Origin of the sequence: Companilactobacillus sp. HBUAS56275 (assembly GCF_036913655.1) — a bacterium.
In the GTDB taxonomy this organism is placed as follows: Bacteria; Bacillota; Bacilli; order Lactobacillales; family Lactobacillaceae; genus Companilactobacillus; species Companilactobacillus pullicola.
Genome location: NZ_JAYKKK010000001.1, coordinates 267851 through 290597, shown reverse-complemented (window position 1 = coordinate 290597; position 22747 = coordinate 267851). Strand labels below are relative to the sequence as shown.

Below are 22747 nucleotides of genomic sequence, written 5' to 3'. Positions count from 1 at the left end.
AGGAGATATCTATGAAAATTACTTCAATGAAACTTAATAACTTAACAACTGGAAATGACGATATTGTTGTTCCTTTGAATAATCTCAAATTTGAATGGAGTGCTGAAAGTAACAAAAAGAACAGTTTACAGACTTCATCTGAGATAATTATTTTGGATGAAACAGGTGAAGTAATTTACACATCAGGTCGCATTAAGTCAGATAATAATCAGTTTCATCTTCATTCAGCAAAACTACAAGCTCATACAACTTATACTTGGCAAGTTCGGATTACCGACAATTATCGGACGATTAGTCCATGGTCTCCTAAAATGACATTCACAACGGAGTTGAAACATTGGGATGCAACATGGATTGAACCTAAACAAGCCGATGTTTCTGAAGAAGCACCTTTAGATTTAGCAGCCATGTTTGGTGGTAAACCGATGCCTAAACAAACACCTCCAGAACAAAGATTACGTCCTGTTCAATATCTTCGTAAAAATTTCAAATTGAAGAAGGCTGTGAAAAAAGTTCAATTATTCATGACAGCTCATGGTATTTATTATCCTCTGATAAACGGTCAAAAAATTACTCAAGCTCAATTCATGCCTGATTTCACCTCGTATAAAAATATTCTGCAGTATCAATACTTTGATATTACCAAATTTGTAGGAACGGATAATGACTGGACTGTAGTATTGGCCGATGGTTGGTATTCTGGTCGCATCAGTACTACTGGTAACGGTGGTCAATTTGGAAACAAGAATGGTATTTTGGGGGAAATTATTGTTACATACGCTGATGGGACCCAAGATATTATTAAAACTGATCAAGATTTTAGATCAATCACTGGTAAATATATTTATAGTGACATCTTCATTGGAGAAAAACAGGATCTTCGCCAAACTCCAGATTGGAATAACAGTCAAAAAGTGGATGAAGTTTCATATAGTTTAGATAATCTTATTCCTCAAGATGCACAATATGTTCACCAATTACCAGCCATTTCTGCAAAGAAAATCTGGCGTGATGGAGATGCTATTCTAGTAGATTTTGGACAAGTTATTGCTGGAAAAATTAAATTATCGACTTATTTAAGTACAGGAACTTCTATCAAAATTGAGCATTCCGAAGTCCTAAATAAAGAGGGACATTTCTTTAATAACATTACTGGCCGCAATAAGGACCAAACAGATTATTTTATTGGCCGAGGGAATTTTGAAACACTAACACCTGACTTTACTTTCCACGGCTTTCGTTATGTTAAAATAACTGGTTTAATGCAAACTCCATCACTAAATGAAATCGTAGCAGTACCTCTAATGACAGAAATGAAAGAATTAGGTTCACTTGAAACTTCGAATAAAGAGATTAATCAATTAATCAAAAATATTCAGTGGAGTCAACGTGGCAATATGCTATCGATTCCAACTGATTGTCCCCAAAGAGAACGTGCTGGTTGGACAGGGGATGCCCAGGTCTTTGCACCAACGGCTTTATTCAATATGGATGTAACGGCCATGTTAAAACGATGGCTAGAAAGTGTTCGAGCTGAACAAAGAGTTGATGGTCAAATTCAGGATTACGCTCCAGCTCCAAAGGAATTCTATACTTCCAGTCCTCAATTCACCGGTACTTATTCTTCGGCCGGGTGGGGCGATGCGATAATTATGCTTCCTTGGACAATTTACAAGAATGATGGCGATAAATCAGTTTTGAAAGAAAACTATTTGGCTATGCAAAAATGGCATGAATTCGCAGTACAAAGTGCAGCCCAAGGTAAAAAAGATGATTCTAGTCAATATATTTGGGATACCAAATTTCACTATGGTGACTGGATGTTTCCTAGTTACATGTTAGGAAAAGATGCCCTAGGACCTATGGAAACAGCCAAGGCCACTAAGGATATCGTGGCAACAGCATTTTTAAGTTATACCAGTCAATTACTTGCCAAAATTGCTACAGTTTTAGGCGACGAGAAAAATGCTCTTGACTATCAAAACTACGCAAAAAATGTAGCAACAGCTTTCCAAAAACATTTTTGGAAGGATCAAAAACTTACCGCAGAATTCCAGGGCTGCTACGTCTTAGCGATAGCCTTTAATTTGTTAGATAAAACGACTACAGAACAAGCTGTTGAACATTTAGTAACGATGATTCACAAAAATAATGATTGTTTGGATACAGGATTTTTAAGTGTTCCATATCTGTTAGACGTCTTGTGCCAATATGGCCACAAAAATTTGGCAGAAACTATTCTTCTACAAAAAAAGATGCCCTCTTGGCTTTACGAAGTTGATCACGGAGCCACTACTATTTGGGAATCATGGGGTGGCATTGCTCCTGACGGTACAGTAGGAACGTATTCCTTTAATCATTATGCCTTTGGTTGTGTTGAACATTGGATCATAGAAAATATTGGGGGACTATCACCAATTGAACCAGGATATCGTAAGTTTAAGATTACTATTCCAGATAAATCACAATTTACTAGTTCAAAACTAAGTTATCGTTCAACTAGAGGACTTATTAAGGTTAATTGGAAGTATATTGATGACGATTTAAAAATTCAAGTACATGTACCCTTTAATACAACCGCTCAACTGATAATGAAACACCAAACGAAAGAGCTAGGTAGCGGAGATTATGAATTTAATATCTAAGTGAAAAATAAGCGACGCAATCATAAATGACTGTGTCGCTTATTTACTTTGTCGAAATTCTTTTGGAGACATATGATAAAGCGCATTGAATCGTTGATAAAAGAATGAATGGTTGGAGATACCGACTTCATTAATAATCTGTGAAATTGACCATGATGTATTTATAAGATAATTTTTAGCGAATTCAAATTGTTTATCTTGAACCAGTTGCTTGAAAGTTTTACCTGTCTGTTGGTGAACAATTTTACTAAAGTAGTTAGGATGAAATGAAAAATGTTCGGCGGCATTTTTCAACGTGACAGTTCTAAAGTTCCGTTCGATATAGTCTTCAATACTATCCGCCAAGTTAGCTTTACCGTATAAAGCGTACTCATGCTCTCTAGTAATTCTAATAAAGAAAACCTGTAAATTGAGTTCCATAATACGTCTGTACCCAGGCTGGTGTTCTAACTGCTCTTTTAAAATATCCAATAATAAAGATTTTAAAGATAAGGCTCTATTGATAATTAAAAAACTCGGCTGATTATTCTCAATAGATAAACATTGAGCAATAAATTTTGAAAGTTCTCCATTTTTGGGGATGTAATTCAAAAAGTTGCTAGTGAAGTATTCTTTTTTTATAAGAATGTTAATTATAATATCTTTTTCCGTAGTTTTTAATAATGTATGAGCTGTATTAGTGTTAATAAAGGCCATATCTCCGCTTCTTAGAGTATATTTATCGCCTTCAATCCATTCTGTAACCTGTCCACTAAGAACGTAATTAATTTCAATATAATCGTGGACATGAAGTGGCACAATCGAATAACGAGTATGTTGATTGAGTAATAAAGTCGTCTCATCCGATAATTCATTAGAAAATGAAATTGATTTTTGTAGTGCTAATTTTAGGATTGAATTAAAAGTAAACATATAAACAGGTTGCCCATTATATGAACGAAGTCGCGGATAATCTTTATAAATTTTTAATTGATCATCATGAGTATCTCGATGTTTGATTTCTGATGCTGATAATCCCTGAAGCCATTTTTCGGTAGGAGTCAAAGTATCACCTTAAGTTTTGTTATAGTTTTTATTAACTCCTGACATTTTTAATGTTACCGCTTTCTTATAAACTAAACAAGTAAACTAAAAGAGATGGAAAGGAGTCAAGAACACATGAAAAATGAAGAATTAGCAGATGCCATCGTTAAAAATGTTGGTGGAACTGAGAATATTGAAAGTTTAATTCATTGTGTTACTAGACTGAGATTTGTACTAAAGGATGAATCTCGTGCTCAAGACAAGACTATTGAAGATTTAGACGGAGTTATTTCTGTAGTTAAGAGTGGGGGACAATATCAAGTTGTGATTGGTAATAAGGTTGGAACTATTTATGACGCTATTATGGATAAATACCAAATCAATAGCCATGATATAGACAGCGAAGAAAAAGAGTCCACTGACCAAAAGAAGCAAAACTTATTTAATCGTTTTGTTCACATGATTATTGAAATTGTGGGACCAATGATTGGTGTTATTGCTACTGCTGGTATTCTAAAGGGCTTCACCGCATTATTAACATCAATTCATGTTATTTCAAATACATCCTCAACTTATACGATCTTGTATGCTATTAGTGATGCTATGTTTTATTTTCTACCTGTTTTAGTAGGCTTTTCGGCCGCTAAACATTTTAAGGCCAATCAATATATCGGAGCCGGATTAGGATTAGCACTTTGTTATCCTACACTGGTTCAAGCTTACTCAGCTGGAAAATCAATGAGTTTCTTTGGGATTCCGGTTATCCTAGCTAACTATACTTCATCACTTTTTCCAGTAATTTTTGCAGTTTGGTTAATGGCTATTGCTGAAAGATATTTAAAAAAGCATGTAGCAGATTCAATTAAATCAATCGTCGTACCATTCTTAGCTTTTCTTGTTGGTATTATTCCTACGCTGATTATAGCTGGACCAATTTTGACGTATATTAGTCAATTGCTTTCTAAAATTGTTCTAGGAATTTATAATTTTGCGCCAATAGTAGCCGGCGTGATTCTTGGTGCCTTCTGGCAAGTAATTGTCATTTTTGGATTACATTATGCATTTATACCAGTATTAATGAACAATATTACAACTTTGCATTATGATCCAATTAATGCAATTCTGACTGTTACCGTTTTTGCTCAAATGGGTGGTGCACTTGGCGTTTGGTTAAAATCAAAACAAAATAAAACCAAAAATATTGCAGGTGCTGCAGCAGTTTCAGCATTTCTTGGTGTCACTGAACCGGCTATCTACGGTATCTCATTGAAATTCAAGCGCGTTTTCGCTATGACCTTTATCGGTGGTGGTATTGGTGGTGCCATTATGACACTAATGAATGCAAAGATGTATTCTTTTGGTGCCAATGGTATCTTCTCTGGTCCTTTGTATATCAATCCCAAAGGAATAGATAACAGTTTATGGGCCTTTATTATTGCTGACGCTGTTTCATTGGTTGTAACAACAGTTTTAACATATCTGTTCGGTTACAAAGATACTATTAATGAAGACGAGACGGATAAAGACAAATCCAAAGCACAAACAGGTATTATCCTAAATAATCAAAATATTGATAGCCCATTAGATGGTCAAATAATTGCACTAACTGATGTTAATGACCAAGTATTCTCTAGTGGTGCTATGGGAACAGGATTTGCCGTCATTCCCAATAATGATTCAAAGATTTATGCTCCCTTTAACGGCTCAGTAGTTACTGTTTTTGAGACTAAGCATGCTTTAGGATTGATTTCTGACAAGGGTGTTGAAATGTTAATCCATATGGGAATTAACACAGTTGAATTAAAAGGAAAACCTTTTGATATTAAAGTAAAAACTGGCGATACTGTCAAAAAAGGACAGCTACTAGCTGAAGTTGACTGGCAAGATATCAAGGACAAAAAATATGATCCAACAACCATGGTCGTAATTACTAATACTATGGAATACAAGCAAATTAATAACTTGGATAATAAACAATCAGTATCAGTTGGTGATGCAGTATTGAGAATTGATTAGGACGGGATTTTTATGACAAGATTAACAGATGCATTAAATAATAAAACAGACAATTATATCTTCCCATTTCTGTGGTTACACGGCGAAGACAAGCAAATATTATTGGATAACATTCATAAAATTTATGATAGTGGCGTCAAAGCCTTTTGTTTGGAATCACGTCCACATCCCGATTTTTTAGGAGACAGATGGTGGCAAGACCTTGATATCATTTTAAATGAGGCCAAAAGATTAGGAATGAAAGTTTGGATTCTAGATGACTCTCATTTTCCAACTGGTTTTGCTAACGGCAAGGTCAAAAATGATTTACCACAATATTTAAAAAAATATCTTTATATCAAACAGTTGGATTTTCGTGGTCCGCAACAAGATGCAACAATTATTTTGAAATACTTACGTCCTGACAAAAGATTTCAACCTACTGACCCAAATGCCCAGCAGCCGGAAAAGATTCTAAAAGTAATTGCTGCAAAAAAGATTGGTAATGATAAAATTGACGCTAATTCATTAATTGATATCACTGATTCTTTGAAAGCGGGTTTACTTACTTGGAATGTACCCGACGGAGAATGGAGAATATTTACTTTAATCGAGACAATTCATGGTGGTGAAAAGGAAACAGAGGGATATTTAAATCCATTAGTTGCCAATGCAACAAAAGTATTATTGAATGAAGTTTACAAACCGCATTATGAACATTATAAGGAAATGTTTGGGAACGTCATTGCTGGTTTCTTTAGTGATGAGCCTAGATTTGGCAATCATCACGGAGCTGAATCACGTCTCGGCGTTGATGAAATGGTATTACCTTGGCGTGATAATATGCTAGAAGAGTTTTTTGATAGCGATTATCTGCAATTGCCATTATTAACCACTGTGTCAGCCAACGGTCAAGAAAAGAAAATCCGTTATAAGTACATGAACCTTGTCAGCAAATTATATGCCCATAATTTTACAAAAATTTTAGGTGATTGGTGTCATGAACACAGAGTAAGTTATATTGGACATTTGATTGAAGACAACGGTTCACACACCAGACTTGGATATGGTGCTGGACATTATTTTCGTGCTTTAGATGCTCAAGATATGGCCGGAATCGATGTTGTCTTAAACCAGATTATGCCTGGAATGGATAATACCTGGTTCAAGTCAATGACTGGGGCAGGCTGGAATGGTGAATTCTTCCACTATGGATTAGCAAAAATGGGTGCCTCCTTAGGTCACTTAGATCCTAAGAAACATGGTCGCGTTATGAGTGAGGTATTTGGAGCCTATGGTTGGGCAGAAGGACTAACGTTAATGAAGTTTATTGCCGATCATATGATCGTACGTGGCGTTAATCATTTTGTGCCACATGCTTTTAATCCCAACAAGTTTCCAGATCCAGATTGTCCACCACATTTTTATTCTAACGGTCATGAACCTGAGAACAGATCTTATGCAGAACTATTTAATTATATGAATCGTCTATCACACATTTTAAGTGGTGGAAGACATATTGCTCATGTAGCGGTTCTATATCATGCCGAAGAAGAATGGTTGGATAAGGACGCTATGCCGTTTGAAAAACCTGTCAAGATGCTTATGCAAAATCAGATTGATTGTGAAATCACTCCATTAGACTATTTAGAATCTGCAAATATTCAAAAAGGATATTTTGAAATTAATCATGAAAAATTTGACACTCTGATTATTCCAGGAACTAAATATATTCCACATAAATTAGTAGAAACTCTGAAGAAATTTCACCAGAATGATATAAAATTACTCTTTATAAATAATTATCCAGAGCAAGATGAATCACTTGATAATATTAAAGAGTTTATTGAATTATTGGGACAGAAGGTAGATTTAAAAGAACTACCCGTTAATCTAACCCCCAAAGATGTCTTTATTAAAGCAGACTCTATTGAACCTTATCTAAGGTTTTACAATTATCAAAATGAAGATGATCATTTATTAATGTTTCTAAATGAAGATCCTACGAAGACAATTGATACAAATATTTCTATCAAAGAAAACTTTGTCTATCAATACGATGCAATGACGAATACACTTCAGCTAATCAATGTTACAGATGGTAAATACCAATTACACTTAGCCGCGGGACAGTCAATAATACTAGTAAAGGGGAGTAAATACAATGTACTTTCTGATACTAAATTGAGCCATAATGTATCATTAAATTTACAGAATATAAATTTATCAGTAGCTTCAGCTGAATCTTATCCTAAATTTGAATCAAGACGAAACCTTGATGAATTGGTAAATGTTAACTCGCTAGAAGGATTAAGAGAATTCAGTGGTAATATGAAGTATTCATTCCAGTTCAATTTAGATAAGGTACTTGAGACAATGTCCTTAAATCTTGGTACAGTTAATGAGGTGGCAACCGTTAAGTTAAATGGACACCTTTTAGGCACAAGAATAGCTTATCCATATCAATTTAATGATATATCTAAGTACTTAAATGTAGGGCTTAATAACATAGAAATACTTGTGGTAAATAATTTAGGGATTAAACAACAGGATTTTCTATCACAATATATGCTTATTAAACCATCTGGGTTATTAGGACCCGTCGAAATTCAATATTAAAAAAGAAACAGGATTAGGAAAATTATTCCCAATCCTGTTCTTTTATAAGTATATGGTTAAGTGAGGTAAAACTATTTTTCTTCCCTATTAATAGGGAAGCGACGTGCTTTATTAATGGAAATCTTGGCATCTTTACCTAAAACATAGATTCCTAACATATCTCCAGTATTCAAAGCACTGATGGCTTCATTTGAAAAATGCATTGCGGCAACTTTGAAGCCTAGGTTTTCGTTGTCGACAGTTTGTACTAAGAATTCCTTGTTAGAAGGGTGATTGATAATACTGAACTTCTTTGGTAATTCATTGATCCCAGCAATTTTTTCTTCAACAACTAGGTCAAAAACGTGAACTGTCTTAATCAAATCAAAATGACCGTTCTTATTTTTCCTGATCATCAAACTAGCAAAGTGGGTACTGTCAATTGTCACAGCGACACCAATCTGACCATCAGTTAACTGACAATTGTCAGCATTTAATTCGATCTCAAAAGTTTCGTCAGGCTCAGTTTGTCTCAAGCCCAAGAATGATGGTGTATCAATGTCTGAAAGAGTTGATTCAGAACCAGTTAGTGTTAGATTGTCGGGCTCAATTGTTAATCTATCGTTTAATGAATTTCTCAATGAAATCCATTCTGGGTTTAAAATTGCATTCTCAAAAGTATCTACGAACTCATTTAAGTCTTGCGACTGCAAAGTTTTAGCATGTTCTGGAAATTCTGTCATATCAACTACTTCTGTAGGAATACCTTTGTTAATTACGGGCCAGTCGCTATTCCAATCGACTGGATAAAGTAGTGTTTCTCTACCAGTGTTAGTAAAAGTTTTGAAATTGATATTAATAGGGCGGGTACCTAAACAAACTAGCCACCAATTCTTATTTTCATCCTGGAACAAATCGCCATGACCAATATTTTGCAGAGGCTCATCAGCACGATCTCGATTGGTAAATATCGGATTATCCGGACAACTTTCGAAAGGTCCCCAAATATTTTTACTTCTGAAAATAGTAATCATATGGCCTAAACCAGTTCCACCTTCGGCGGCCAAGAGGTAGTAGTAGTCGGATTTTTTAATAATATGTGGACCTTCGACATCGCGACCACCTGTGCCAGCAGTTAACACCTTAGGACCATCCAAAATACGACCAGTATCCAATTCAATTTCAACCTGTTGTAAAGCCTTTTTCCCAGATTCAAGATAGCCAGTGTATTGAACATAAGTGTGGTTGCCATCAAAGAAGATATCAGGATCAATTCCATTGACATTAATGTTGATACGTTGATCATCCCAAGAAACGTTACCATCAGCTGTTAAACTTCCGGTAATAATAAAAGTCTTGAATTCAGCAAAGTTAGTCGTGATCACATAGAATTTATCGTTATGATATCTGATACAAACCGCAAAAACACCTTCATTAGACTTGGATTTTGTTAGGTCGGCTTGAGAGTGTTTGGTTGCTACGCTAGGTAAAGTTTCCCAGTTAAGCAAATCAGTACTTCTGGCTAAAGTTATTCCTGGATAATATTCAAAGGTACTGTTGACCATATAATAAAACTTGCCGACACGGACGATACTAGGATCGGGACGCATCCCTCTAATTATTGGATTATTATACTGTTTCACTAACATCTTGAGCCTCCCTTTCACTTAAAACAGGTGTACTTGTAAGAATTTGATTGATCTGTTCCATCTCAGAAGTAGGGATGTTGATAAATGGGAAGAGCATATTAGCCTCTTTAATTGACATATGTCCTAATCGATCAACATTTTCTGGATCATTGAACATATCTAATTCTTTTGTGACTGACTTAATCTTGTCAAAAAGTTCTTTATCAGCTGTAATAGCTGCAAGCTTACTGTCTATGGTATATCTGCCAATATAATCGGAAGTAGGGATGTATGAAATCTCATGATGACCATTTGTTAACGTGATTACTTGATCAGTTACTTTTTGACCATCAACATTAACACTGGAACCAATTCTTGGAAGAGTTAACTTAACAGTTTGTCCGTAAGGAACATCAATTTGTAAAGCAATCGTGTGATTGTCATCTGTTTCAAGATCATACTTAATCTTCAAATCGCCGTAAGAACTGTCATAGTGGCCACTGATATGTTTCAATCTGTAGTCAAACTTAGGTTCAACGTAAACGGTTTGATACCCATTGTCTTGATCGTGAAGGCCTAGAACATACTTATAAGCCCATTCCATAATGGCTCCAATTGAGTAGTGGTTAAGGGAATTCATACCTTCAGGATTCATTGAACCATCTGACAAAACAGAGTTCCAACGTTCCCAAATAGTTGTTGCACCCAACTTAACCGCATAGAGCCAACTTGGATAGTCCTCATTTAAGAAGATTTTCGTTGCTAATTCGTGTTGTCCATTTTCAGATAGAACTTGGCACAAGAATGGGGTACCAACAAATCCTGTCTGTAAGTGATCGTTATCTTTCTTCAAACGTTGAACTAAATCAGCGACAACACGTGACTTCAAATTCTCAGGAACAAGATTAAACTCAAGTACTAGAGCATAGGCTGTTTGTGTATCAACAGCAACACGACCAGTTTCAGTAATATACTCTTTCAAAATGTTCTGTTTAATATCTTTACACAAATCTGTATAGAATTTATGATCCTTTTCGTTACCTAGGATCTTAGCTGTATTGGCTACAATACTTGATGAGTAATAGTAATAAATAGAAGCAATAAAGTCTTCGTCAGTCTTACCATTTGGTACAGCTGGATTTTCACTATCAAGAGATAACCAGTCACCGAATTGGAAAGAACCTGTCCAAAGTCCAGTACCACTCTTTTCAACATTACGATGGATCCAGTCGACCCAGCCTTTCATGCTAGAATAGTTTTGTTTCAAAATAGCCGTATCACCATATTTACTATACATATTCCAAGGAATAACTGTGGCGGCATCGCCCCAAATGGCAGCTCCACCTTCGTCAACGTGAAGGGAAGGAGCATACATCGTCAACATACCATTATGGCTATTTTGTTCAACTTTCATATCTTTAGCATACTTTTTGAAGAATGCATAAACATTCATATTGAAAGCTGAAGTGTTGGAGAATATTTCAGCATCTCCAGTCCAACCCAAACGTTCATCACGTTGAGGGCAATCCGTTGGTACATCAAAGAAATTGCCTTTTTGACTCCATTGGACATTTTCAAATAAGCGATTAACTTCCGGATTATCAGTCTTAATAGCACCAGTCATTTTCATATCAGAATAGACTACAGCAGCGCGAAAATCTTTTAATTGTAGTGGTTGAGTATTTCCAGAGACCTTGATATATCTATAGCCATAATAAGTAAAGTGTGGACGAATCCACTTATTAGTACCATCCGAGATATAAGTGAAGGCTGCTCTAGCTTCACGTAAATTGTCACGATAGAAGTTACCCTTTTGAAGAATTTCTCCGACTTGGATAGTAACCTTAGTTCCCTTTGGTTCACGGTTATAAAATTCAATCACGCCAACATTATTTTGTCCAAAATCGATAACTTGTTCATCTTTAGGTGTATGTATCAGTTCTTTAGCGGGTAAGTACTCTTGAATTTTGAGTGGCAAACTTAATCTGTCAGCTAAAGTATCGATAGGGTAGTCCAAGACGCTAGCTTCAACCCAATTATCGGGAACAATTGTATCGTCAAGATCTTCACCATAATAAATGGCAGACTTGGTAATTTTTCCAGCGGTTGTTAGCCATTGATCATCAGTATTAACAATATCTTCTGTGCCATCAGCATAAAGCAAATGTAGTTCTAGAATGGCACGTTGTTGATCACCGTAAATCTTGTCCTTGCCACCATCAAAGCCTAAATTACCCTTATACCAACCATCACCAAGAGAAATTTCGATTGTATTATTGCCTTGAGTAAATGAATCAGTAACGTCATATGTTTGAACTTGAATCAACTTATCATAGTTAGTTGTTCCAGGTGCTAGAAGTTCATCTCCAACTTTTTTATCATTGATATTTAATTCATAGACACCCAAACCTGACATGTAAATACGAGCTGATTTTACTTCTTTGGAAAGCTCTAGGTTACGTTTAAGAAGGGTATTTTGAATATCTTTATTATTGTTACCGATCCATTTAGCAGAGAATGGTTCATCCATCTTGCCAGTCTCAAAGAAACTAGTTGCAGAAGCAGAGATATTTTCAGTAGTATTGCGTACATTTATAGTGAAGTTGTATCTAGTTCTTGGTTTTAGTTTTAAATCAGGTTGGAAATAGTTATTCGTATAAGCTTGCCAATCAGTTTGATAAACAGACTTATCATCAACAAAAATTTCTAACTTTTTCTCTAGAGTTACGTTTTTTTCAGAGTTTACCGCAAATTCAATTTTAAGATCACTAAGATCGAATCCTAGTGGCTCAGTCATATGGTTTACTTGGATGTTTTTAATATTCATTTTTTCTACCTCACAGTCTAGTATCTAATCTATTACAAAATGGGTCTACCGGGCTCTTACCAAGAAATTCTTCTTGACCAGTAATTTTCTTAATAACAGCATCAATTGATTCGGGATTACCAGTATAAGCATTGATCATTGTTGAAATATCAGGAATGTCAAAGAGATGATATGGATTACACATGGAAATAAATAAGGTTGGAATAGAACGCATGTACCAAGGAGCATCGGCGGCCATCAAGTGTATCCAATCGATTCTGGTTGTCGTCTGATTACTTGCAGTTTCGATATTAGCTACGTAGATAGCCAAATCAAATTTATCCTTTAGATCTTGAACTCCTTCTTCAAATACTTCGTGGAAGTCGAGATTTTTACGATCAAACAATGAGACCTTGAAACCTTGATCCTCAAGTCCTTTCTTGAAGAGAGCAGTTACATGTCCACCTTCTTTAAAACCACCATCATCACTATCGCCAAGAACGACTAGACGGACACGAGGATACTTCTTACTATTGACGGGCAAAATTTTATCACGATCTTTAACTAAAGTAACCGCATGTTTAGCCAAATCAACGGTTCTAGCCTTATGATCCTCTAATTGTAAATCTAATTTTTCAGGAATTTCTTGGATCAATTGATTGTCTGTATTCATGATACCTTGAGCTAATTTAGTTCCCAAAATACGACGAATAGCTTCATTGACACGTTCCATTGAAACAGTGCCATCGTTTACAGCATCCGTGAGGAACTTATAATCTTCGTCGATATTCTTATTGAAGAGAATCATATCAATACCAGCATTGATCGTAGCAGGAATAGCCTGTTCTCTTGGCAACATGGAAGTGTAACCAAGCATTGGTGTGGCGTCGGTAATTGTCATCCCGTTAAATTTCAACTCTTGATGTAACAAACCATCGATCAAAAGTTTTGAAGTTGAAGCAGGTCGTAAATCCTTATCTTCAATACCAGGATCTAACTTACGTTCCCAAGCCGGTTGCATAATATGAGCAATCATAACAGCGGGTAATCCACGTTTGATCAAGTGACGATAGATCTGACCATATGAATTCATCCATTCGTCGGTCCCCAAAGAATTAACTGAACTAACAAGATGTTGATCACGTTCATCAACACCATCGCCAGGGAAATGTTTGGCTACAGGAATAACTTTATTGTGTTTTAATCCTTTGACTTCTGAATCAACCATCCTCATGACACGATATTTATCACTACCAAAGGTTCTTACGTTCATAATTGGATTACGGAAATTATTATCAATATCCACAATAGGCGAGAAGGACATATTGTCGCCAACTTGGGCAGCTTCATAACCAGAAATATCACCTAAATTATAAGCCTGCTTAGGATCATCAGTTGCGGCAACAGACATTGGACGTCCAAACCAAGTTCCCTCATTCAAAAGTCCATTACCACCGGCTTCAAGATTAGCGGCGACAAAAGCAGGAATCTTAGATTCCTTTTGAATAGTTTTGATCTCACGCTTTAATTTCTCAGCACTGTCAGGACGATACATAATCCCACCAGGATGATACTTATTAACGAATTGCTTTAAGTCAACATTGTCCTCATCTTGACCAATTACAAAAAATAATTGACCAATTTTTTCTGGTAATGTCATTTTATTAATCTGATTATCAATGTATTTTATTTGTTCTGTTGAAAGGTTATATGGTGTTTTGGTTAAATCTAACATAAAATTCCTCCACAATTTATTGATTTAACTAAATTGTAAGCCCTTGTATAAATTTCAACTATTGTCAAATAATATTATAACTATGTTCATTTCCCATATTTTTAAAAAAGCTTATAATGATTTACAAGTGAGGTAAATCTAATATGAGTAAGAGTATTATTGAAATTCTTCGTTCTAAAAATTCTCCTAAAGAATTCTCCAATGTTGTTAAGAAACTAGAGAAGGTTGAAAAAACTGAAAAGAATATAACTCCTATCAAGACCGCCAATGGGGAACCAGTCTATCGTTTCTATAATACTTATGATGACGATTTGGAATTGAACACTAATCCTATCTCCATATCAGTCCAGCCGATAGAGTCTATTATCCCGTTTCACTATCATGATTTTGTTGACATTGTGGCCCCCTTGGTCGGAAACTGTACGGCTGTAGTCCAAGATAAGGAAATTGAAATGCAGCAGGGTGACTTACTTTTTGTCGGTAACCAGTCAGTTCATACGGTCAAACCCATCGGCACTGACGATATCGTAATCGACATTGCTTTAAGGAACACGGCGTTTTCTTTAAATGAGTTGAACACACTTTTACATGACAATCGTCAAACTAGTATTTCAGGGATGTTATTTTCGTTGTTATCAGATAGAAATTACGGAAAGGGACAATATAGTTTCTTTAAAACCAATAACAATTCCAAAATAAGTCGAAATGTTTGGGAAATCATTGATGAATATTACCATCCTGATAAGGAATCGGATAAAATCATTCGACTAGAAATCATGATCTTATTTTCACGACTTATTCGAGAGTCATATAAGACCGTTGATGTTAAATGGAAGATGAATGATAAAAAAAGAGCTAATATCCTGTCGCTATTACTTTACATTGAGAGTAATTACGCCGATATAACATTGGAAGAGATGGCTCAACATTTTGGATACAATGCCAATTACTTATCATCATTCTTAAAAAAATCGACAGGAATGACTTTTATCAAATTGGTTCATTTACAAAGAATCAACGCTGCTGCGGAATATTTGAACTACACTAATGCGCCAATTGATAAAATTTCCTTCAAAGTAGGATATGAGAATCCGTCATATTTCTATAAAATTTTTAAAAAAGTTTTGGGTATCTCACCAGATCTTTATCGTCAAAAGGCCCATTCTAACACCTGATAGAATAGCATCCCGGTGATAAATAAAAATGTGTATTCAAAAAGCTAACCTGTGAAATGAACACAGATTAGCTCGTCTTTGGATATAGCTGAAAGTTATTTTCCAGAATATGATTAATTTGTAAATGAAAGCGCAATCATAATTAATCATAATTTGGAGGTCAGTTTCATGAATAAAAAGAAGATTCCATTAGTTCTTGGTATTTTAAGTATGAACTTGCTATTGATGTCAACATCAGCCGTTACAGCTGCTATTGCCGCCATAGCAAAATCTTTCCCAAAGGAACCTATTTCTAAGGTTCAAATGATCGGATCAATTCCTCAACTAGGACAATTGATTGCTACAGTGCTATTCAGTTATTTAGCATTTAAGTTAACTAGAAAAAACTTAGGTGTTTTAGCCGTAGCCGTTGTCGGAGTGGCTGGTTTACTTCCTGTATTTTATGGTAGTAGTTTAAATCTAATTCTAGCATGTATGGTTCTTGTTGGATTTGGTACTGGTATTATTAGTAACGTTAGTCCTGTTTTACTACAATCAAATTTCGATGGTGAAGATCGTGCCACAGCTATGGGTTGGTCAGTTGGTGCCAATAATATTGGTATGATGCTCTTTACAGCTCTAGGTGGTATTCTTGGTGGAAGTGATTGGCATAATCTATTTTGGATCTATGCTTTCTCAATTGTTATTATTTTAATGGTATTTTTCCTAGTTCCACAAGATGTCAAACTTTCTAAGACTGCTGAAGAAAAGAATCAAAAGGCTAGTCTTAAAACCGTTTTCGGTTCATTAAACAAGCATGTATATTTAATTTTAGGAATTACTTTTGTTTTGTCACTTTGCATGATGTTATTTATGACAAACCAATCTATCGTTCTTGCCGGTAAAGGTAAGGGTACAGCTTATGTTGCCTTAGTTACAGCCATCGGTAATATCGGTGGTATTGCTACAGCCGTTCTTATCAAATACATCCGTAAAATTACTAAGACCAATACTATTGCTTGGGGCTTCATTGCTTTCATGTTGTCATTCGTTCTAGTATTATTCACAAATAATTTTGCCCTTCACATTTTAGGTAACATGTTCTCTGGTGTTGGTATCGTACTAGTAAATGCTACACTTCCATATGAACTATCAATTCTTACAAATGAAAAGCAATTTACAGTTGCTATTGCTATGAATACATTCGTTTCCTCAGTTGCCGGTATGTTTGCTCCAATCATTATTTCATTGGTTAACATTTCAGCAGGGGATGGATCATTCATTGCCGGAACTATCTTATCGGCATTAATGTTCTTACTATTATTTATCAGTAGATTTGGTAAGAAGATTGAAAAAGTTGGTTCATTGCACGCTACTGTTTAATTGAAGAATCTTATAACCCTATGATAAAAGAGCTACAGTCAAAAACTGCAGCTCTTTTATTGTCTTTTACGATTCTGGCTAGGTAATTTGCCAAATCTTTTTTTAAATTCTTTATTAAACTGAGCATAATTAGCAAATCCAGTTTGTTCAGCAATTTCTAGAATAGGTAGATCTGTTGTTGAAATTAGGGAACTAGCATGATTTAATCGGACATTTGTTAAGTAAGTATAAAATGACATTCCGTAATGCTTCGAGACAAATCGAGATAAGTATTCTGGGTTCAAATGTACTTCTTTAGCGAGCCTAGACAAAGTAATAGTTTCTGAATAATTGTCTTCTATGTAATTATTAATTTTGAAAATTCTATCATAGTATTTTTGATTCAAATGTATTTTTTTCTCAGATACTTTTTCACTAAATTGCTTAAAAAGTATATTTAACAGATACATTACATCACCATATGATTTCAAATACACAAAATTTTCCCCGCTTTCAGATTGTGCAAGCAGTGATTCTAAAATATGAATCACTGCTTTTTTGCACTTTGGAGAACCTTTAGAAAAGTAGAATTTATAATAATCTGCACTAGGAACCACTTGTTTAATCAAATCAAAAGAAATTTGTAAAACGATTCCTTTTAATACCCATCCTCTAAAACTAGTCGAGTGAACCGAATTAGAATTAAAAATATGAAATTCACCCGGATGCAAGATAGATCTGTTAGTGGAATCCAAAACTTTGAGGTCTCCTTGCGTAATATAAATTATCTCAATTGCCTCATGCATGTGCGGGATTATTAAAGATTTTCCGCGATCATAACCTCTAAAAATTCTTATAGGAATATTACCATCAAAGGATATATTTTCTCTTATTTTAGAATGTGCTTCTAATTTCATTTGTTCCTCCAATAATACTAAATGTCAAAATATCTATATTTTTAAGCTAATATATCAGCTAACTAACATCATAGTATGCGCTTACAATTGTACTTGTTAACAGATATTAATTGCAAGGAGTGAATAGATTGAATCCAATATTAAAGTCAAATAACTATATTCCTGATGTGGAAGCTAGAACTATGCCAGACGGAAAAGTTTATTTGTATGGTTCTAGAGACAATCCCGGTGATACAGAATTTTGTAGTACGCAATATCAGACTTTTTCTTCTCAAGACTTAATTCATTGGCAAGATGAAGGGACCATATTTAATAGTACTGATGAAATATATGGGGTAAATAATGGTCTAACTTTAGGAGCACCTGACTGCATCTATTATGAAGGAAAATACTATCTTTATTATTGCATGTATGGAAATCGTATGGGAGTCGCTGTCTCTGATACACCTGTAGGCCCCTTTAGAAACTTAGGAAATATTACTCCTGCCGACCGTCAGAGTATTGATCCCGCAATATTTGTGGATGATGACGGAACCTGCTACTACTTTTGGGGACAATTTCATCTTCAAGGTGGCAAGTTAGACAAAGATATGAAGACAGTTATTCCTGAAACAATCAATTCCAATATTTTGACTGAACATGAACAAGGCTTTCATGAAGGTGCATCTATTCGCAAAATAAATGGTACTTACTATATCACATATACCGATATTTCACGTGGAAGAGCAAGTTGTTTGGCGTATGCCACTTCTAAGTCTCCGTTAGGTCCATATAAAAAACGTGGAATTATTATTGATAATACTGGTTCCGATTCCGAAGATTGGAATAATCATGGATCAATAGAAATGTTTCAAAACAATCTTTACGTTTTTTATCATCGTTCTAGTCAAAACAGCATTTACAACCGTAGGGTATGCATAGAACCCTTATCCATGGATTCAGATGGTAATATCTCTGAAGTTCACATGACATCAAATGGGGTGGAAGACCATTTTCCAGCAAATAGTCCCATAAATGTACGTCACTTATCCAAAATGAGACTTAAATTGCCGTTCAATAGTTTGATACATCCAATGTCTTTAATGCCCAGAGATAATGAGGAAGTACTTTCATATACCAAAAATCAAGATTGGATTCAGTTTAATCGCGTTGATTTAGGAAAAAAATGTCAAAAGGTGGAAATAGATGCTGCTTCACCAAAACCAATGACTGTTGAATTTTGGATTGAGAATAACCATAAAATTGGTCAAATCACTGTAAACCCCACTGGTTCAACGTGGAATATTTATAAAAAATTTGCAGGTCAAATTGAGTCAACCTCAGGAATTCACACAATTTGGATTCGATTTGTTTCCAAAGATAATGCAGTAGGCCGACTCGGAGATCTCAAAGATTTCTGTTTTAAGGAGGAGTAAAGAAATGCTTAAGACACCTAGCATAGAGCAACAAGCTGACGAGATAATTGAATCACTAGATATGTCTCAGAAAGCACAATTATTGTCTCAGGTGATTTGGGAAACGACATCCATTGATCACTTTGATAAAAGATTAAATAAATTTCTATTAGCGGACGGCCCTGCGGGGATTCGTCGATTAAAAGAATACTTCGACGATGATATTTATAACACTAAGCCTAGTACTTCTTATCCATCTCCTAGCACATATGCCAGTTCTTGGAATAAAGATTTAATCAATGAATTAGGTATTCACATTGGTAAAGAGGCTTTACAAGAAGATGTAGATACAATGTTGGCACCAGCAATTAACCTGAAACGAAGCCCATTGGGGGGACGTAATTTCGAATATTACTCAGAGGACCCACAATTAACAAGTGAATTAGCAACATCATTTATAAAGGGAATTCAGAGTCAGGGTATCGGAGCCTGTCTAAAACACTTTGCGTTAAACAATCAAGAAACTAGACGAATGAATATAGATGTTAGAGTTGATAAACAGACCTTACATGAATTGTACTTAAGAGCCTTTGAAAAACCTGTCAGAGTGGGGAAGCCCAAAATGGTAATGACTTCTTACAATCAGATTAACGGTGAATACTGTGCAAGCAATCCCTTACTTTTAGATATTTTACGAAGAAAATGGGGTTTTGAAGGTGTAATCGTTACAGACTGTTTTGCAGCTCATGATCTAGGAAAAGGCATTGCTCATGGACTTACACTTCAGATGCCTGGTGAACCAAAAGAAAAAATTGTGAAACAAATCAAGAAATTAATTTCCAGTAATCAATTAACCGAAGAACAACTTAATAATGCCGTTAAAAGAAATATTATCTTTGATTTAGATGCTCAGCAAAATCATTCTAGAAGATCAAAATATGATCGTGATAGCCATCATAACTTTGCTCGTCAAGTTGCAGAAGAGAGCATGGTTTTACTTCAGAACAATAACAACGTTCTTCCACTTAATGAAAAACAAAATATTTTAGTAGTCGGGGAGCTAGCTCAAAAGCCAAGATTTCAAGGTGGAGGTAGTTCGCACGTAAATCCTTATAAATTAGAAATTCCACTGCAAGAACTAAAAAAGTTGAATTCTAATATAACTTACAGTCAAGGATATAAGTTAAATGAAAAAACTGATGAATCCTTAATAAATCAAGTTAAGGAGCAAGCAGCATCAACAGATATTATTGTAGTATTTGCGGGATTACCAGACTTAGTGGAATCAGAAGGGTACGACAGGAATAACCTTTCTTTACCAGATAATCAAAATGATTTGATTAAATCATTAAGTAGCATGGGCAAACCACTTGTTGTTGTATTAGCTAACGGTTCAGTAGTTGAAATGCCTTGGAGAAATAAAGTTGACGGGATTCTTGAAAGTTATTTAGGTGGTGAAGCAGGTGGAAGTGCCGTGGCAGATATTTTATTTGGCAAAATCAATCCATCAGGTCACTTAGCAGAAAGCTTTCCCGAAAAACTTCAAGATAATCCCACATATCTAAACTTCCCAGGAAATCAGCACGATGTCATTTACGGCGAAGGTAGATTTATTGGTTACAAGTATTATTGTGCTGTTAATAAGAAAGTTGCATTTCCATTTGGATATGGTTTGTCTTATACAAAATTTAATTTCCATCATTTAGTTACAAAAATTAATAAAGAAATCCAAACCGCGACAATTGAATTAACCAACACGGGTTCTAGGGCTGGAAAAGAGGTCGTTCAAGTTTATACAAAATTTTTGGACACTGTAGGAAGTCCTGAACCTCTACAATTAGCTGGATTCAAAAAAATTGAATTATTGCCCAACCAAACAAAGAAAGTAGAAATAAAATTAGATCCAAAAGTATTTGAAATATTTGATGTAACTACAGATCAATGGATTCAACAAAACGGTAAATATCAATTATTTGTTGGAGAATCCTGCCTAGATGATAGTTTGTCTACAACTATTGACATTAAAGCCTCAAGAACAAGGATTACCGCAAATCACAATTTGGGAGATATTCTAAGACAGAATCCAGATATCTATAGTGAATTAGAACATGTTTTCCAGAAACATCCTAAATCATTAGGCTTTCTTCAAATGATTAAAGACGATGATCCATTAAAGTCTCTCTCCATGAGTTCCCTGATGACTTTAAATACTCTTCGAAGAGCTGATCCTACTTTAGATGAAGATTCCATAGCATCAATATTAACTATTCTTAATAGAGGAGATAACAAACATGCAAAAGATTAAAAACAAACATAGTTTTTGGTTTAAAGCTTCAATTTTATCAATTGCTATTGATTCAACGGTTTCAGGCGTTGTTTCTGGTGCCATTCCTTTGATGGTTAAATCGTTTCCCAATGCACCTCAATCCATAGTTGAATCAATATCGTCATTACCTAGTTTAGCTATTATGTTAGCTGTCATGATCAGTCCATTTGTCACGACAAAAATCGGTTATAAAAAGACTGTCCTAATCGGGCTGTTTATCTCATTTCTTGCCGGTATAGCTCCAGCCTTTGTACCAAATATTTATTTAATTTTAGGATTTAGATTGATTTTCGGATTTGGAATTGGTTTATTGAATCCTTTATCATACAGTATTGTAGCGTTCTTTTATGATGGCGATGAGCGTTCACAAATGTACGGACTAATAGGTACTGTTTCCAATTTAGCATCATGGATCCTAACCGGATTAGTCGGTGTCCTATTACAATATAGTTGGCATTATAGCTTTCTAACTTACTTCGTATTGCTAGCCATTATGGTTTTGGTTTACTTTGTTTTGCCTGAAATGGATATTAAGACTGAAAAGTCTAATAATAGTAAAGCCAATTTCTTACAGATGGATCATAGAGTATATTATTTAGCCGTTGTTATGTTCTTTTTATTCATGGTTTGGATGACGTTCAACCAAAAATTTGGTCTCTTAGTTACTGGCAAAAAATTAGGTGACGCTTCACAAGCAACATATATTTTAAGTTTGACAGCTCCTATAGGAATGATTGTTGGCGTCTTCTTTGGATTATTACATAAATGGTTAAAGAACTTATTATTACCAATTGCCATGCTAATTCTAGCAGTCGCATTTATTGTAACTGGTTCCGCCAATAGTTTGGTAATGGCTGGTCTAGGTGTTGTTTTAGCAGCCATTTCATTTACATGTTGTTCTACATCTATCTTTTTAAGAGTTTCAGAAATTACTCCTAAAGAATTAAACAATGCTGCCTCATCTGTAGAATTAATAGTTACTAATATTGGAATTTTTGTTGCCCCTTACTTTATGAGTATGATAGGTTCACTAGTAGGTAATGGAAGCTCAGATATGATGCTAAAAATTTGTTCAATCATTTTGATAGTCATGGCATTATGTATGTTCATAGGAAAATTCTTTTATCGGAGTCAAAGTAAAACAATTCAACAGGAAGGTTAAAT

General features: G+C 35.0%; 13 protein-coding genes. 8 read left to right on the top strand and 5 right to left on the bottom strand.

Annotated elements, in window-relative coordinates:
• The first annotated feature begins 11 nt into the window (after positions 1 to 11).
• Positions 12 to 2645: an alpha-L-rhamnosidase gene (locus U8526_RS01360; protein ID WP_334340173.1), complete on the top strand. Its 2634-nt coding sequence runs from the start codon at positions 12 to 14 to the stop codon at positions 2643 to 2645.
• 39 nt (positions 2646 to 2684) lie between these two features.
• On the opposite strand, the gene U8526_RS01355 is transcribed toward U8526_RS01360, so the two are convergent.
• A complete protein-coding gene (locus U8526_RS01355; RefSeq protein ID WP_334340172.1) occupies positions 2685 to 3689 on the bottom strand; it encodes an AraC family transcriptional regulator in 1005 nt (334 codons plus the stop codon).
• A gap of 114 nt (positions 3690 to 3803) precedes the next feature.
• Here U8526_RS01355 and U8526_RS01350 point away from each other — a divergent pair, with 114 nt between their 5' ends.
• Both U8526_RS01350 and U8526_RS01345 read left to right on the top strand, forming a co-directional pair.
• A complete protein-coding gene (locus tag U8526_RS01350; protein ID WP_334340171.1) occupies positions 3804 to 5684 on the top strand; it encodes a beta-glucoside-specific PTS transporter subunit IIABC in 1881 nt (626 codons plus the stop codon).
• Positions 5685 to 5696: 12 nt separating this feature from the next.
• Positions 5697 to 8282, top strand: coding sequence for a glycosyl hydrolase (locus U8526_RS01345; protein WP_334340170.1), 2586 nt, complete (start codon positions 5697 to 5699; stop codon positions 8280 to 8282).
• Between the two features lie 71 nt (positions 8283 to 8353).
• Here the strand turns inward: U8526_RS01345 and U8526_RS01340 are convergent, their stop codons facing one another.
• From U8526_RS01340 to U8526_RS01330, 3 genes are read right to left on the bottom strand one after another with little or no spacing between them, the layout of a single operon-like run.
• On the bottom strand, positions 8354 to 9910 hold the full coding sequence (locus U8526_RS01340) for a glycoside hydrolase family 43 protein (RefSeq protein WP_334340169.1): 1557 nt from the start codon (positions 9908 to 9910) through the stop codon (positions 8354 to 8356).
• The gene (locus tag U8526_RS01335; RefSeq protein WP_334340168.1) at positions 9891 to 12716 is read right to left on the bottom strand and encodes an alpha-L-rhamnosidase; all 2826 of its coding nucleotides are present in this window, start codon (positions 12714 to 12716) and stop codon (positions 9891 to 9893) included. The genes U8526_RS01340 and U8526_RS01335 overlap by 20 nt, the downstream gene beginning before the upstream one ends.
• 10 nt (positions 12717 to 12726) lie before the next feature.
• Positions 12727 to 14430, bottom strand: a complete 1704-nt coding sequence (locus U8526_RS01330) for a glycoside hydrolase family 3 protein (protein ID WP_334340167.1) — start codon at positions 14428 to 14430, stop codon at positions 12727 to 12729.
• Between the two features lie 143 nt (positions 14431 to 14573).
• Here U8526_RS01330 and U8526_RS01325 point away from each other — a divergent pair, with 143 nt between their 5' ends.
• Complete coding sequence (locus U8526_RS01325; protein WP_334340166.1) at positions 14574 to 15605, top strand: AraC family transcriptional regulator; 1032 nt, start codon at positions 14574 to 14576, stop codon at positions 15603 to 15605.
• 168 nt (positions 15606 to 15773) lie between these two features.
• On the top strand, positions 15774 to 16967 hold the full coding sequence (locus U8526_RS01320; RefSeq protein WP_334340165.1) for an MFS transporter: 1194 nt from the start codon (positions 15774 to 15776) through the stop codon (positions 16965 to 16967).
• Between the two features lie 56 nt (positions 16968 to 17023).
• Here the strand turns inward: U8526_RS01320 and U8526_RS01315 are convergent, their stop codons facing one another.
• Positions 17024 to 17863, bottom strand: coding sequence for an AraC family transcriptional regulator (locus U8526_RS01315; protein WP_334340164.1), 840 nt, complete (start codon positions 17861 to 17863; stop codon positions 17024 to 17026).
• A gap of 128 nt (positions 17864 to 17991) precedes the next feature.
• On the opposite strand from U8526_RS01315, the gene U8526_RS01310 reads away from it, so the two are divergent.
• From U8526_RS01310 to U8526_RS01300, 3 genes are read left to right on the top strand one after another with little or no spacing between them, the layout of a single operon-like run.
• Positions 17992 to 19278, top strand: a complete 1287-nt coding sequence (locus tag U8526_RS01310; protein WP_334340163.1) for a family 43 glycosylhydrolase — start codon at positions 17992 to 17994, stop codon at positions 19276 to 19278.
• A gap of 4 nt (positions 19279 to 19282) precedes the next feature.
• Complete coding sequence (locus tag U8526_RS01305; protein WP_334340162.1) at positions 19283 to 21562, top strand: beta-glucosidase; 2280 nt, start codon at positions 19283 to 19285, stop codon at positions 21560 to 21562.
• The gene (locus tag U8526_RS01300) at positions 21549 to 22745 is read left to right on the top strand and encodes an MFS transporter (protein WP_334340161.1); all 1197 of its coding nucleotides are present in this window, start codon (positions 21549 to 21551) and stop codon (positions 22743 to 22745) included. Before U8526_RS01305 ends, U8526_RS01300 begins: the two co-directional genes overlap by 14 nt.
• The last annotated feature ends 2 nt before the right edge of the window (positions 22746 to 22747 follow it).